Genomic DNA, 15,039 nt, shown 5'->3' on the forward strand with positions numbered 1-15,039 from the left:
ATAGGCGTCACAGGGGGTGTCACAGCTCGCCGGCAATGGCTTCTAGCAGACGCGCCCGGCGCTTGTCCGCCTGTTCGCGTGGCATACGGGGCACGGCGGCGGCCGGACGCCGCGCCATCGCCGGCTGGGGCGGCGGCACCGGAGCGTCGGAGGAGACACGGGGCGGCGGCACGACCACGGGCGCGGCCAGGGGCGCCGCGCCCTCCGGATTGGAAACGGCGGCGGGGCTGGGCTTGGGGCCGTGCAGGGTTACACGGGCGGCGGCGACGGGATTGGTGGCCATGCGTGCGCCGCCCGGAACGGTCACGGCCGACACGGTCACGGGCGCGTGGATCGGCGTCGGGCGGCTGGGGGTGGACAGGGGTTGCGCCGGCAGCGTGCCCGCCACGGCCGAGGCCCGCACCGGTGTCGGCGGCGCCGCGCGCAAGGACAAGGCCCCGGGCACCCGGGGGGTGGGGGTGGGCACGGCCCGCATTTCCGCCCGATCCGCCGGATGGGCATCACGGGTCAGGGCATCGCGCCCCTTGGCCGCCAGGGTGGTGAACAGCGGGCCCGTGCGCGACGGCTGCGGGCCCGGGGCCGGAGGGGCCGACGCGGGCGGCGCCGGAACCGACAGCGGGGCGGACGCCGTGGCCGTCATGACCGGCGCTGGCGGGGCCACCGGCGACGGGGCGGCGGATATCTCCGCCTCGCCCCTGGACAGAGGGGGGGTGGATCCAGATGGGCCGGAAGGGGAGGCTTCGGACGGTGCGGTCGGCCCGCCCTCGCCCGAGGGCTTTCCCCCATCGCCGATATCGCTCAGCAGGCGGCGCAAGGTGGTGGCGCTGGCGGCACGCGCGTCCCCCAGTTGGGCCAGGGCCTTGGCGGTCAGAGCCGGGTCGATGCTGATCTGCAGGAAGCCGAACTGCTCGGTCGACAGGGACTGCAGCTTGCGGACCAGCCCCTCTGCCTGTTCCTCACCCGCGACGTAGCGGCGGATGGTGTCGATGGTGGAGGTGACGACGGCGGCGTCCCGCACCGCGCGGGAGGAAAACACAGGGCCGCGGCCGGCGTCGGCGAAGCCGGCCCCGCTTTGACCGTGCCCCCCGTCTGCCCGCAGGGCGCCACCACTGGCCCCATCGGCGGAAAGGACAGCATCCGGCGGGGGCGACGTGTCATCCCCCTTGCCGGCAATCCAGCCCATCACCTTCCGAAACATGCCACCCTGCCCCCTGCAAGAGACCGGAATTATGACCCCGCGGGTCCCGGCACGGCAAACGGTTTGCACCGGCCGCGAGTTCTCGACGGACTAATGGTTACCACGGCCGATCCGGCCGATTCAATTTCTACCCCCGGCGAATTCTTCCGGCGCTTGTGCCCTGTAATGCAAGAAAAAAGGCACCTTTCACACGACCGCCCCGCATTTCCCCGGGCTCACGCGATAAACCCCGGCTAACAACCGATGATTGATGGCGCTCACTAAGCCTTTCCACTTGGACCAGCGGCGCTGATCAAGGCTTTGCGGGCACAGGTGTCTAAAATTTTAGGGATCTTTTCTGATCTTTAATTACGCAAGGGATTCGCAAATGTGATTGGCCAATTTCCGCCGCCGTCGTACAGTCGGCCCGGGGATTTCGCATGGAAATTGACGGGTTCAGGGCCGACCACGGCCTTCACCGGGCGGCATCGCCCCCCGGCACCCGCATCCCATGGCAGTAGACCTTTCCGGCACCGGGACGCTGGAGGGACCATCCCCGAATGGATCAACACCCGGAACAGACCACGGGGAATACCGGACGTGCGGCGCTTGGAACCGGGATTGCGGCGATGGACCGGCCCGCTGATCGGCGACCCAGCCACCGACCCCCTGGAAGCGCTGGGCGACCGCGCCCCGACCATAGCCCGCCCACAGCTGGTCGAACTGGGCCAGCTTATCCTGATGGCGCTGAACCATCGCGATGATGCCTGGCTGCTGCCCCTGCTGACGGCCGTCGTCGCCGGCGGCATCGCAACGTGGGCACCCTGGCCGGCCGTCGTCGTCTGGTCAGTGCTGTCGATCGGGGCGGCGGGCATATCGCAACTGGCGTTCCAGCGTTTCCTGGTCCGGGCCAACAGCCTGACCGATCCGCGTCCCTGGTTGTGGGTGCTGGCCGCCGCGCGCTTCGCCACGTCCGCGGTGTGGGGCCTGCTGCCCCTGTTCGCCTGGCCCGACCATGACTTGGCCGGTCGATGCTTGCTGATGCTTATCATGGGCACGGCCATGGCGCTGCGCACCTGTGGAACGATACCGCATCCCTTGATGCTGGGTTTGCAAATGGTGCCGCCGGCCCTGGCGCTGCTGGTGCTGGCCGGCGCCACGCTGGCCGAGGAAAGCGGCACAGCACGGGGCGGGGCCCCCGGTATGGCCTTGGTTCTGGGCAGCCTGCTCTATTCGGTGTTCATCTACCGGATGGGCCGCCAGATCTGCCGACGCATGCGCCATATGCTGGAGATGCAGCTGGACCTCGCCGCCGCCAAGCGGGCAGCCGACCAGGCCAACGACGCCAAGTCCGGCTTCCTGGCCACGCTGAGCCATGAAATCCGCACCCCCATGACCGGCATCCTGGGCCTGACCCAATTGCTGCTGGAAACGGGGCTGTCCATGCGACAGCGCGACTACGTCCGCACCGTGCACGAATTGGGCGAATCGCTGTTGGCCATCCTGAATGACGTGCTGGACCTGTCGAAGGTGGAGGCTGGCAAGCTGGAGATAGACCAACGCCCCTTCGACACGGCCGCGCTGCTGGACGGGGTGCTGAAGCTGATGGTCGGCCGCGCGGCGGAGAAGGGGCTGGACCTGCAGCTGCGCACCAGCCAGGCCTTTCCCGCGCGGCTGATGGGCGATCCGTTGCGCCTGCGCCAGGTGCTGCTGAACCTGGTGGGGAACGCCATCAAGTTCACCGACCGCGGCTGGGTGCGCATCAGCGCCTCCGCCGACCGCCTGGACGACGGACGCATGCAATTCGGCATCATCGTGTCGGACACCGGGATGGGGGTGCCCGAGGCATCACAGGGGCGCCTGTTCGAAACCTTCAGCCAGGCCAGTGTCGAGGTCACGCGCCGCTATGGCGGCAGTGGGCTGGGCCTGGCCATCGCCAAGCGCCTGGTCCAGGCCATGGGGGGCGAGATCGGCTTTCGCAGCCGCCCGGGCAACGGCAGCCATTTCTGGTTCACCATTCCGACCGCGGAGCCCGACGATGAGGTGGCTATCGCCCGGAATACCGACGCCCCGCCCCTGTGCCTGCCCCCCCTGGCCGTCCTGGTGGTTGAGGATGTGACCGCCAACCAGGTCGTGCTGGATGCCCTGTTGCGGGCACGGGGACACGCGGTCACCGTGGCGGCTGACGGTGCCGCCGCCGTCCGTCTCGTGGCGCAGGGCCGCTTCGACCTGGTGCTGATGGACATGCAGTTGCCGGGCATCGACGGGCTGGAGGCGACCCGCCGCATCCGCGCCCTGCCGGACGGCAACCGCGCGCGCGTTCCCGTGGTGGCCACCACCGCCAACACCGATGCGGCCGATGGCGACCGCTGCCTGGCGGCGGGCATGGACGGCTTCGTCACCAAGCCCATCCGCCCCGACGCCTTGGTCGAGGCTATGCACAGGGCGTGGACCGCCTGCGGCGCCCATGTCTGGCCGAGCGCCGAGCCCGACGCGGCGGATGCCGTTCTGGACGCGCGGCAGATCGAGACCGTGGCCCAAGCCATTGGCGCCCAGGATATGCCGGAGTTCATCACGATCACCGCCCGCACCCTGGTCGAAACGGCGGATCGTTTCGCGGAGAAGGTGGTGGCCGGCGATCTTCCGGGCGCTGGCCAGGCCGTCCACACCCTTTACGGCGTCGCCGCCAACGTCGGGCTCAGCAGCCTGTCGGCCGAGGCGCGCCGAGCGCAGCAGGCCCTGCGCGACGATCCGCCGGAAATTCAGCGCGCCCTGGCCGGCACCCTGCGAAGCAATGCCGAGCAGGCGGCGGCGGCCTTGGCCGACTGGCTGAGGGAATGGCTGGGCAGCCAGCGCCCCGCCGACAGCGCCGTGGCCTGAGACGCGCCCCGGGATGCGAAAGGCCCCGGAGCGATCCGGGGCCTTGGCGGTGGGATGGGGTCAGTGCGGGGTCACCGGTGTGGCCGTCGGCGCCCGGGGCGTCAGGGGGATGCCCCCGGGATTGGCGGGCGTCACCGCCGGATTGCCGGCCGGGCCGGGCCCATCGGCGCCATCATCCGGCGGCGGCGGCGGTCCGTCCGGGAAGGGGGGATGGTCGAAGCGGCCGTCACCACGGCCATCCGGTCCCCGCCCGTCTGGTCCCCGGCCATCGGGATGGGGGCCATGCATGCCCCCCAGGATGAAGGGGGCCTTCAGCTCCGACAACTTCTTGCGGCCTTCCGGCGACATCTTGGACAGGACGTCGATCAGCGCCGCCTGGCGCGACGCCTCGAAGGCGCGGCGGCTGTCGGCGACCTTCTGCAAGGCGGCGGCGAAGGCCTGGGCGTCGAAGGTGTCGGCCGCAAGCAGGGGCTGGACTTCAGCCCAGCTTTCGCGGGCCTGCTTCTCCAACGCCTTGAAATCGGCGCGGTCGGGCGCCATGGCCTTCTGCAGCAGCTCGGCATCGGCCGGCGGCAGGATGTCGGCCAGGGGGCGCGGGCGATAGTTCAGGCCCGGCGCGGGCTCGCGGCCCGGCCCGCCGTCATGATGCCCCAACAAGTGGGGGATGAAGGTGCCGGCCAGGAACAGGTTCATACCGACCGACGCGATCAGCAGGGGCCCACGCCACCGGCTGGAAAACACACTCATCGCGCGTGGGTCTCCACCGTGTAAGAGGTGAACAGCAGGCTGGGCATGTCCGTGACATCGGCCTGCGCCGTCTCCACCGTTCCCGCCGTCTGGGCCACCGTTTCAGACATCGGCAGGGTGGCGGCGGGCATGGTCATGACGCCCACCATGATACCGGCCGCCGTGGCACCGGCCAGCCAACCGGCCTGGGGCGCCCGGACGCTCAGCCACGACAGGGCCGCGCGCACCACATCGAAGGGCGACGGCAGGAAGGTGTCCAGCCGGCGCGACGCGGCCTTGGCCGCCGCCGGTGCGGCCATCGCATCCAGCCGCGCCAGCGCGCCGGCCACCACGCTATCCACCCGGGTGGCCGAAATCTCCGGCTCCGCCACCAGCGACAGCAGCGCGTCCAGCCGCGCCTCGTTCACCACCAACTCATGCGCCTCACCGTCCGCGGCCAGGGCACGCACCGCCGCGGCCCGGCGATCCGCCGGCCAGCGGGCGGGGTTGCCGCCGTAAACCGCGGTGAGCGCCGCGATATCCTCCACGTCCACCGTGGACCATTCCCTGTCAGCCATGACCAACCCCCTAGACCTCACCCGTATCCTGAACCACACCGGACAGGCGCGCCCGCAACGCGCGCCGGGCCCGGGCCAACAGCGATTCCACCGCCGAAACAGAGAGGGAAAGGATTTGCGCAGCGTCGGCGGCGCTGCGTTCCTCGTAATAGCAGAGCGTGACGGCCAACCGCTGCCGTTCCGGCAACTCCGCCAAGGCCTGCGACACCAATTTGGCCGTCTGTTGCCGCGCCATCACATTCACCGCGGATGGCGTCGGGTCAGGCGGCTCGGGTATTCCTTCCAGCCCGGCGAAGGCGGGACGCCGCCGCCGGTCCACACATAAATTCACCACCACGCGGTGCAGCCAAGTGGAAAACCGGGCGCGGCCATCGGGAATCCAGTTCTTGGCCCCCGTCCACACCCGAAGCAAGGCCTCCTGCACCACCTCATCCGCGTCGGCCGCGTTGCCCAGAATGCGCTGGGCCAGCTTCATGGCCTTGGGCGCATGGCGGGCGGCCAGCAGGGCGAAAGCCTGGCGGTCCCCCTGGGCGATGCGCGCCAGCAAGGCGTCATCCCCCGGTTCCGGCAGGGAGCCGCCCGGGATGGACGCGGATAGGGCCCCGGACCTGGTCCGGGACGCGGCGATGTCAGCGGCCGAGGCTGCGCCGATGCGCGGCTCCGGCTGGACGGATTCGTCCATCAGTTCCCCTGAAGAGTGACCCGGGACGTCTATGTCGCGAAGTGCATACATGACCCCTTATACGGGCCGCGGGCAATGCCCTGTCGGTAAGGTTGTCAAATAAAATCCGGCCTGGTCGAGACGGGATATCGTCTGCGGGGCGTAAAAGGATAGTCACGGGGACGGTCCTGCCCCAAACCGCCGATCCCGTCGACGCCGGCCACGCCAGCCCCGATACGGCGTGGCCGACCGGATGCGCGCCCCCGCACGCATCCCGGCGCCGCCCCCGACCTACCGCGATTGCAGCCCCGCCCGCGGAACAGAGGTCGGGGGCGGATTTGCCCGTGACCCCGGCCGGACCCCTCGGCTACCATCGCTCGCAATAATTGAAGGGCCGGCAACAAGACCGGACCCGCAAACGCGGTGGAGAGAGAACGTATGGCCGATACCGAGAAGCGCGTCACCGACGCCGAGGCCCTGCTGCTGCATGCCAGCGGGCGTCCGGGCAAGCTGGAAATCACCCCGACCAAGCCCCTGACGACCCAGCGCGACCTGGCGCTGGCCTATTCCCCCGGCGTCGCGGTGCCCTGCCTGCGCATCCATGAGGACCCGGCCACCGCCTACGATTACACCGCCAAGGGCAACCTGGTGGCCGTCATTTCCAACGGTACCGCCGTGCTGGGCCTGGGTGACCTGGGCGCCTTGGCCTCCAAGCCGGTCATGGAAGGCAAGGCCGTGCTGTTCAAGCGCTTCGCCGACGTGGACGGCATCGACCTGGAGGTCGACACCCGCGACGTCGATGAATTCATCAATTCCGTGCGCTATCTGGGCCCCAGCTTCGGCGGCATCAACCTGGAAGACATCAAGGCGCCCGATTGCTTCATCATCGAGCAGCGCCTGCGCGAACTGATGGACATTCCCGTCTTCCACGACGACCAGCACGGCACCGCCATCATCGCCGCCGCCGGCCTGATCAACGCCCTGCACCTGACGGGCCGCAGCATGACCGACGCCCGCCTGGTGGTGAACGGCGCCGGTGCCGCCGCCATCGCCTGCGTGGAATTGATCAAGTCCATGGGCATGCCCCATGAGAACGTGACCCTGTGCGACACCAAGGGCGTCGTCTACCAGGGCCGGACCAACGGCATGAACCAGTGGAAATCGGCCCACGCCGTCACCACCGACGCCCGCACCCTGGCCGAGGCGGTCAAGGGCGCCGACGTGTTCTTGGGCTTGTCGGTCAAGGGCGCCCTGACGGCCGAGATGGTGGCCAGCATGGCGGCCAAGCCCATCATCTTCGCCATGGCCAACCCCGATCCGGAAATCACGCCGGAAGAGGTGAAGTCGGTGCGTGACGACGCCATCGTCGCCACCGGCCGGTCCGACTATCCCAACCAGGTCAACAACGTCCTGGGATTCCCCTACATTTTCCGCGGCGCCCTGGACGTTCGGGCCAGCACCATCAACGACGCCATGAAGATCGCGGCCGTGAATGCCTTGGCCGAGCTGGCGCGCGAGGACGTGCCGGACGAGGTGGACGCCGCCTATTCCGGCCGGCGCCTGCGCTATGGCCCGGAATACATCATCCCCGTGCCGTTCGACCCGCGCCTGATCGTGAAGGTGCCGGCGGCCGTGGCCCAGGCGGCCATGGACACCGGCGTGGCCAAGCGCCCCATCACGGACATGGAGGCCTATGGCCGCGCCCTGCGCCTGCGCCTGGACCCCACGGCCGACAGCCTGCAGCAGATCTTCGACAAGGTGAAGGCCAACCCGCGCCGCGTCGTCTTCGCCGAGGGCGAGGAGGAGCGGACCATCCGCGCCGCCCTGGCCTTCCGCTCCGCCGGCTACGGCACGCCCATCCTGATCGGCCGCGAGAAGGTGGTGGCGGAGCAGATGGCGGCCTTGGGCCTGCCCCAGGGCAGCGCGCCACTGGAGGTGCGTAACGCCCGTCTGTTCCAGTCCACGGAAAACCAGCGCTACACCGACTTCCTGTACAGCCGCCTGCAGCGCAAGGGCATGCTGCACCGCGACTGCCAGCGGCTGGTCAACCAGCATCGCAACGTCTTCGCCGCCTGCATGGTGGCGCTGGGCGACGCCGACGCGGTGGTCACGGGCCTGACCCGCGACTTCTTCACCTCGTATGAGGAGATCGGCCACGTCATCGACGCCCGTCCGGGCGCGCCGGCCTTCGGCCTGTCGGTGCTGGCGTTGCGCAAGCAGACGGTGTTCATCGCCGACACCACGGTGCATGAGCGCCCGACCGCCCAGCAGCTGGTCTGCATCGCCGAGGGGGCGGCCCGCACCGCCCGCCAGATGGGGCACGAGCCGCGCGTGGCCTTCCTGTCCTTCTCCAACTTCGGCCAGCCGATGCGGGAGCGGGCGCAGCATGTGCGCGACGCCGTGGCCCTGATGGACCAGCGGGGCGTCGACTTCGAGTATGAGGGCGAGATGTCGGTGGACGTGGCGCTGGACCACGATCTGATGAAGCGCCTGTACCCGTTCAGCCGCCTGTCGGGCCCGGCCAACGTGTTGATCATGCCGGCGCTGCACACCGCCAACATCGGCGCCAAGCTGTTGCAGAAGATGGGCGGCGGCACCCTGATCGGGCCGCTGCTGATCAACCTGGAGAAGCCGGCGCAGATCGTGCAGATGGGCGCCACGTCCAATGAGCTGCTGACGGCCGCCGTCATGGCGGCCCACGACAGCCTGTCCACCGCCTTGTAAGGGGATCGGCCGCACCGACAGTGTATCCAGTATACAAATGGCGCGGGTCCAGGCCCGCGCCAGCGCGCAAATAAAAGCGGGCCGCGGACAGATGGTCGCACCACCGGATGCCGCGGCCTTTTCTTATGAGACGCGGCCGGTGGTGGGCCGGGCCCGGAATTAAACTTCCATGACGTGGGTCCCGCGCGCATTTCTTGCGCTATGTTCGGGGCAATGACCGGGGCACTGGACAGCGTTGCGCGATTCTGACCTGGCCTGTTCGGCTGGCCTCGCGGGAAATGAGCATGGGTGGGTTAGGGAGATGAGTCGTTTGGAAGCGCGTCCCGATCGTTTCGTGGCCATCGCCGTGCTGATGCTGGCGCCGACGGGCGCCCTGCTGGCGGCGCTGGTTCTGTCCGGGCGTCTCCACCCCTTGCTGGCGCTGGGCGCCTTCGTCCTGGTGGCGGCCGTGACCGCCGTGGCCCGGCATCTGGTGCTGCGCGACAGCCGGCTGATCGCCGCCTATCTCGACCAGGTGCGCGACCGGCGCACGCCCCTACCGCCCCCCCTGGCCCGCACCCTGACGGGCGCCGCCCTGCTGGAAGACATCGCCCACCTGCACCAGAATTGGCTGCGCCACAGGGAGGAGATCGAACACCGGCTGGCCGCCGACGAGGCGGTGGTGGAAGCCCTGCACGACCCCCTGATGCTGGTCGACGCCAAGCGCAAGGTGGGGCGCGCCAACAGCGCCGCCCGCGCCCTGTTCGGCGATCGCATGCTGAACCGCGACCTGGCGGTCAGCGTGCGCAACCCCGACGTGCTGGCGGCGGTGGACGCCGTGCTGGCGGGAGGCGAAAGCCGGCGGGTGGAATTCACCCTGCCCCTGCCGGTGGAGCGGGTGTTGGAGGTGCGGGTCACCCCCTTCCAGCCCGCGGCGGAGGATGGCGCGGACGAACGCGAGATCACCGCCATCATCACCCTGCACGACATCACCGCCATCAAGCGGTCGGAACAGATGCGGGCTGACTTCGTCGCCAACGCCAGCCATGAGCTGCGCACCCCGCTGTCCACCCTGGTGGGCTTCATCGAAACCCTGCGCGGCCCAGCCCGCGACGACGCCGACGCGCGCGACCGCTTCCTGGCCATCATGCAGGAGCAGGCCGGCCGCATGTCGCGCCTGGTGATGGACCTTTTGTCCCTGTCGCGCATCGAGCTGGATGAGCACACCCACCCCACCGGAGAAACCAACGTCGCCCAGTTGGTGCAAAGCGTGGTCGCCATGCTGGAGCTGAAGGCGGCGGCCCGCAAGATCACCATCAAGGTGCACGGCGGCGAGGATCTGCCGCGCGTGCAGGGCGATGAGGACCAACTGACCCAGGTGTTCCAGAACCTGATCGACAACGCCATCAAGTATGGCCGGGAACAGACGGACGTGGTGGTGTCGCTGGAGCGGGCGGACGCGCCGCCGGCCACGGGCGCCACCGGCATCCGCGCCCGCCAGAAGTCACCTCAGAAAGTGGTCGGCATCAAGGTGTCGGTGACCGACAAGGGCGATGGCATCGCGCGCACGCACCTGCCCCGTCTGACGGAACGCTTTTACCGCGTGGACGCCGCCCGCAGCCGCGCCCTGGGCGGTACCGGCTTGGGGCTGGCCATCGTGAAGCACATCGTGAACCGCCATCGTGGGCGCCTGACCATCGACAGCGAAGTGGGCAAGGGCAGCACCTTCACCGTGCACCTGCCGGGCGTGGAGAAGCCCGCTGAGAAACTGGGCGAGAAGGGGGAAAAATCCCTCCCACAATCCGCCCCGAATCTGTCACACGAAGGCGGTCGCGGCGCGGCTTGAGCCCTGAGGCGGCGGCACATCGCCGGACACACCCTACGTTCGTATGGTATAAGCCCTTGAGCGCAGGGCATTTTTGACAGCGGAATCCGCCCCGTGCCATGTCACAAAACTGTCGCCTGTTTGTAGCAATTCCATAGCGACCTGTCGCTATGGTCCACCCTGCCCGACCGGCGACGTCCCGCCGGCCGCCGTTTTTCATGCCCCGGCCGGGACCGCCGGGGATGGGGTGGTAAGAGAATGCCCGCCGAACACACCGTCAAATCGTTCGAGCAACAGCTGCAGCGCCTGTCCAACCTGATCACCCAAATGGGGGGCGTGGCCGAAGCGCAGGTGGACGGTGCCGTGCAGGCGGTGGTGCGCCGGGATGTCGACCTGGCCGCCCGCGTGATGAAGGCGGACCTGCAGTTGGACGACTATGAGCGCGGGATCGAGCAGGAGGCCGTGCGCATGCTGGCCCTGCGCCAGCCCGTGGGCAGCGACCTGCGCGAGATCCTGGCCGCCCTGAAGATTTCCGCCGACCTGGAACGCACCGGCGACTACGCCGCCAACATCGCCAAGCGCAGCATGGCCCTGGCCAAGCTGCCCGCCGTGCGGCCCGTCAGCGCCATTCCGCGCATGGGCAAGCTGGTGGAAAGCATGCTGAAGGACGTGCTGGACGCCTATATCGATCGCGACGTGGGCAAGGCCATCGACGCCTGGAACCGCGACGAGGAGCTGGACGACCTGTACACCAGCCTCTTCCGCGAGGTCCTGACCTATATGATGGAGGACCCGCGTAACATCACCCCTTGCACCCACCTGCTGTTCATCGCCAAGAATTTGGAGCGGGCGGGCGACCACGCCACCAACATCGCGGAAAACATCCATTTCCTGGTGTTGGGCCAACCACTGACGTCCAGCCGCCCCAAGCATGACGAGTCCAGCTTTGTCGTCGGCCCCACGGCGGACGTCGACCTGCACGGCAGCGGCCTGCATGGGGCCGAGTCGCTGGATGACCTGTAAGTAGCGCCTGCGCCTGTACCGATTAGATTTCTCGACCCACCTGCCTCCGCCTGCGGACAGCCAGTTTTAGGGACACCCCATGAACGCCTCGTTGAAGCCCTTGGTCCTGATCGTCGAGGATGAAACCGACCTCGTCACGCTGCTGAGCTACAACCTGGAGAAAGAAGGCTTCCGGGTGCTGACCGCCAACGACGGTGAGGAGGCCCTGCTGCTGGCCGACGAGCAGGCGCCGCACCTGGTGCTGCTGGATTGGATGCTGCCGCTGATGAGCGGGCTGGAGGTCTGCCGCCAGATGCGCCGCAACCCCAAGACTCGCGAGATCCCCATCATCATGCTGACCGCCCGGGGCGAGGAGGCGGACAAGGTGCGCGGCCTCAATTCCGGCGCCGACGACTACATCTCCAAACCCTTCAGCCCAACCGAACTGGTGGCCCGCATCCGCGCCGTGCTGCGCCGGGCCGTCCCCTCCCTGGCGGAGGAACTGCTGCGCTACGGCGACATCAGCATGGACCTGGCCGCCCACCGGGTGCGCCGCAACAGCCGCGACATCCACCTGGGCCCGACGGAGTTCCGCCTGCTGCGCCACTTCATGCAGCACCCCGGCCGCGTCTTCTCGCGGGAGCAGTTGCTGGACATCGTCTGGGGCCACGACGTGTACGTGGAGCCGCGCACCGTGGACGTGCACATCCGCCGCCTGCGCAAGGCCCTGAACGAGGAGACGGAACTGGACATGATCCGCACCGTGCGGTCGGCCGGCTACGCCCTGGACATGAAGTCCGCTTGATATTTCCATATCGGCGGCCCGAGGGGATACCTCGTGCCGCTGGTCGGCCTCCGTATCATGCGGCGAGGGCGGCCGTCGCCAGGGTCGCGGCCTCGTCCTCCGTGGCGGCCACCTCCATCGCCACGCCGAAGGCCTTCACGGCGATGGCGGCTTGGACCTTGAAGGCAGCGCGTTGCGCCGCGTTCGGCTCCACCGTGATCACCGCGCGGCATAACGCCGCCAGGGTATCGCGGTTGCGCTTCAGCCACATACCGCGCAGGCGCCGGTCCTCATGCGCCTCCCCTTCCGGGGAATCGCGCATGATGATGACGAAGGGCACGCTCCGTTCCAACAGGGCATCCATTTCCCGTTCCCACTGCGGCGCGTAACCAGGCCGGGTGGTGCCGGGCCGGGTCGTCACCACGGGAAAGCGGCTGAGATCGTGTATCTCGAACAGGCTCATCCTCAATCTCCTTAAAACACATCCGCAAATAGCGCCGCAGCACCGACCTCCGAGAGGTGGATGGCGCGGGCCGCACGCACGCGCATCTCCGCCTCATATTCCCGCGCGGCCGCCGTGGGGGACGAGGTGCGGGACAGGCTGTCCGCCAGCACGGCGGCATCCCGCAGGGCGGTGTTGGCCCCCAGGCCACCGGCCGGGCTCATGGCGTGGATGGCATCGCCCAGGAAAGTCACCGCCGCCGCCGTCCAGTGGGGCCAGGTGCGGGCCAAGCGGGCGCTGCGCACCGGCAGCCGGGTTATGCCTTCCGGATCGGCATGCCGGAACAGACCGCGCAGGCTGGGATGCCAATCGCGCGCCAGATGCCGTGCCACCGCCGCCGGCACGGCATCTGGCAACGCCCCCATCATCCGCGAGCGCGGACCAATCAAGGCCCAGTAGAGATAGTCGGCCACGGGGGTCAGGCTGGTCGAAGCGCCCTCCGGGGCAAAGGCCGCAGGCGGAAACAGCATGGGCTCGATGATACCGGCATGGCCGTCGGCGAAGACCACGCTGGTGCCTGTACAGAGGTCGTCGCCCACCACCGCCCGCACCTGAGGCGTCAAAACGGTGCGGCCGTAGAGGCAGACCGCCCCCACATCCAGCGGCTCCGCCTGGGGCATCAACTGACGGCGCACGACGGAGTTGACACCGTCGGCGGCCACCACCAGGCCGGCGCGAACGGTGGTGCCATCAGCGAAGGCAATATGGGCGCGGCCGTCCGCCCCCACGGCCAGGCCCTGAAACGCGGCGCCGAAGCGCACCCGGTCCTCGATGCCCGAGAGCAAGATTTCCCGCAGCGTCTGACGATGGACGCAAAAGTCTCCCGCCGCCGCGCCACCCGCCGCGTTGTCCCGGCCTTGCGCATCGGGGGCCGCACTCCACACCGCCGGCGCGCGACCGGTCACCGGTGCCAGTTGGCCGTCCAGGAAGCGGCTGCGCGGGGCGGCCACGGCACAGGTGCGCCTGAACAGGTCATACAGGGACGGCGACAGGCACCGGGCCAAGGCATCAGCGCCATCCGCGTCGATGCGCACGCGATAGCCCTGGGACCGGCTGTCCACGGCCACGTCCCGCTCGTACACCACGCACGCGACACCGGCGCGCGTCAGTGCCTGCGCCAGGCACAGCCCCCCCAGGCCCGCCCCGATGATCGCCACCTGCGTCCCATTCATTCCGTCACCATCCGCCTAACTCCGCGCTGGAGTATCGATATCCCACCGAACGAGGCACTTGATAACGACAGTCGGACGAAAAATAATGCGGAGCGGCCAAACCGTCCGGCAGCAACCCCCCTTTACCTCAGGGAAAGCCATGCGTCCCGACAGCGATAGCAACCGCATGACCAAGGAAGCCTTCCTGGAGATGTGTGAGCGGGCGGACGGTCCGCCCGTCCTGACCTTCTGGGGCAGCCATTCGCGGGAGGATCGGGACCGCATGGGCACGAGGGAGATCGACTGGCACGCCCACCGCCGGGGACAGCTGTTCTGCATCGCCAGCGGCCTGATCCATGTGCGCACGGCACATGGATCCTGGATGCTGCCGCCCTTGCGCGCGGGATGGCTGCCACCCGGCATGATGCACAAGGTGACCATCAGCGGCGTGCTGGACGGCTGGGGCATGATGCTGACGCCAGAGGCCAGCGCGGGCCTGCCCGACAGCCCCTGCGTCATGGGCATCAGCGACCTGTTGCGATCACTGGTGCGGCGGGTGTCGGGATGGCCGCTGGAGGCGGCGTTGACGCCAGAGCAGGAGCGGCTGCTGGCCGTGTTGCTGGATGAGGTTCGCCTGGCGCCGCGCGAACCGCTGCACCTGCCCATGCCCACCGACCCGCGGCTGCTGCGTCTGGCCCTGCGCCTGCTGAAGGCGCCGGACGATGATCGCCCCCTGGGCGTGCTGGCGCGCGATGCCGGCCTGTCGGAACGGACGGCCCGCCGCTTGTTCATGGCGGAAACGGGCCTGAGCGTGACCCAGTGGCGCCAGCAGGCCCGGCTGACCCTTGCCCTGGAACGGCTGGCGAAAGGGGAGCCGGTGACGGAGGTGGCGGATGCCTTGGGCTATGCCACGCCCAGCAACTTCATCGCCATGTTCCGCCGGGCCTTTGGTGAGCCCCCCGCCCGTTATTTCGCCCGAAGGGGGATCGCGGCCTGACCTTCTGCCTAGGGCCGCCGAACGGATAAGCCACTTATCCTGCCCCGTTTTCA

At 68.9% G+C, this 15,039-nt stretch carries 12 protein-coding genes; 6 read left to right on the plus strand and 6 right to left on the minus strand.

From position 1 onward, the window contains the following. Window positions 1–19 precede the first annotated feature (19 nt). A complete protein-coding gene (locus tag UCD39_RS18720; protein ID WP_330497366.1) occupies window positions 20–1,198 on the minus strand; it encodes a hypothetical protein in 1,179 nt (392 codons plus the stop codon). 579 nt (window positions 1,199–1,777) lie between these two features. Here UCD39_RS18720 and UCD39_RS18725 point away from each other — a divergent pair. Continuing rightward, a complete protein-coding gene (locus tag UCD39_RS18725) occupies window positions 1,778–4,057 on the plus strand; it encodes a hybrid sensor histidine kinase/response regulator (protein ID WP_330497367.1) in 2,280 nt (759 codons plus the stop codon). Between the two features lie 60 nt (window positions 4,058–4,117). On the opposite strand, the gene UCD39_RS18730 is transcribed toward UCD39_RS18725, so the two are convergent. From UCD39_RS18730 to UCD39_RS18740, 3 genes are read right to left on the minus strand one after another with little or no spacing between them, the layout of a single operon-like run. Continuing rightward, window positions 4,118–4,804 (minus strand): periplasmic heavy metal sensor, encoded by a 687-nt coding sequence (locus tag UCD39_RS18730; protein ID WP_330497368.1) that lies wholly within the window; start codon window positions 4,802–4,804, stop codon window positions 4,118–4,120. Next, window positions 4,801–5,361 carry a hypothetical protein gene (locus UCD39_RS18735; RefSeq protein WP_330497369.1) on the minus strand — a complete coding sequence of 187 codons (561 nt, stop codon included), beginning with the start codon at window positions 5,359–5,361 and terminating at the stop codon, window positions 4,801–4,803. The genes UCD39_RS18730 and UCD39_RS18735 overlap by 4 nt, the downstream gene beginning before the upstream one ends. Window positions 5,362–5,371: 10 nt before the next feature. Then, window positions 5,372–6,043 (minus strand): RNA polymerase sigma factor, encoded by a 672-nt coding sequence (locus UCD39_RS18740; protein WP_145732913.1) that lies wholly within the window; start codon window positions 6,041–6,043, stop codon window positions 5,372–5,374. Between the two features lie 417 nt (window positions 6,044–6,460). Here UCD39_RS18740 and UCD39_RS18745 point away from each other — a divergent pair, with 417 nt between their 5' ends. From UCD39_RS18745 to phoB, 4 genes are all read left to right on the plus strand, one after another. After that, complete coding sequence (locus tag UCD39_RS18745; RefSeq protein WP_330497370.1) at window positions 6,461–8,746, plus strand: NADP-dependent malic enzyme; 2,286 nt, start codon at window positions 6,461–6,463, stop codon at window positions 8,744–8,746. A 301-nt stretch (window positions 8,747–9,047) separates the two neighbouring features. Next, the gene (locus tag UCD39_RS18750; protein WP_330497371.1) at window positions 9,048–10,571 is read left to right on the plus strand and encodes an ATP-binding protein; all 1,524 of its coding nucleotides are present in this window, start codon (window positions 9,048–9,050) and stop codon (window positions 10,569–10,571) included. Window positions 10,572–10,808: 237 nt separating this feature from the next. Further along, window positions 10,809–11,573 (plus strand): phosphate signaling complex protein PhoU, encoded by a 765-nt coding sequence (gene phoU, locus UCD39_RS18755; protein WP_145732919.1) that lies wholly within the window; start codon window positions 10,809–10,811, stop codon window positions 11,571–11,573. Between the two features lie 79 nt (window positions 11,574–11,652). Beyond that, window positions 11,653–12,357: a phosphate regulon transcriptional regulator PhoB gene (phoB, locus tag UCD39_RS18760; RefSeq protein ID WP_145732922.1), complete on the plus strand. Its 705-nt coding sequence runs from the start codon at window positions 11,653–11,655 to the stop codon at window positions 12,355–12,357. A 55-nt stretch (window positions 12,358–12,412) separates the two neighbouring features. Here the strand turns inward: phoB and UCD39_RS18765 are convergent, their stop codons facing one another. Together UCD39_RS18765 and UCD39_RS18770 are read right to left on the minus strand one after the other, a co-directional pair. Further along, window positions 12,413–12,799 carry a hypothetical protein gene (locus tag UCD39_RS18765; RefSeq protein WP_330497372.1) on the minus strand — a complete coding sequence of 129 codons (387 nt, stop codon included), beginning with the start codon at window positions 12,797–12,799 and terminating at the stop codon, window positions 12,413–12,415. Window positions 12,800–12,810: 11 nt separating this feature from the next. Next, the gene (locus UCD39_RS18770) at window positions 12,811–14,010 is read right to left on the minus strand and encodes an FAD-dependent oxidoreductase (protein WP_330497373.1); all 1,200 of its coding nucleotides are present in this window, start codon (window positions 14,008–14,010) and stop codon (window positions 12,811–12,813) included. A gap of 139 nt (window positions 14,011–14,149) precedes the next feature. Here UCD39_RS18770 and UCD39_RS18775 point away from each other — a divergent pair, with 139 nt between their 5' ends. Continuing rightward, window positions 14,150–14,986 (plus strand): AraC family transcriptional regulator, encoded by an 837-nt coding sequence (locus tag UCD39_RS18775; protein ID WP_330497374.1) that lies wholly within the window; start codon window positions 14,150–14,152, stop codon window positions 14,984–14,986. Window positions 14,987–15,039: the final 53 nt, after the last annotated feature.

The sequence above is a fragment of the Nitrospirillum karajorum genome, from assembly GCF_036348415.1.
Classification (GTDB): Bacteria; Pseudomonadota; Alphaproteobacteria; order Azospirillales; family Azospirillaceae; genus Nitrospirillum; species Nitrospirillum amazonense_B.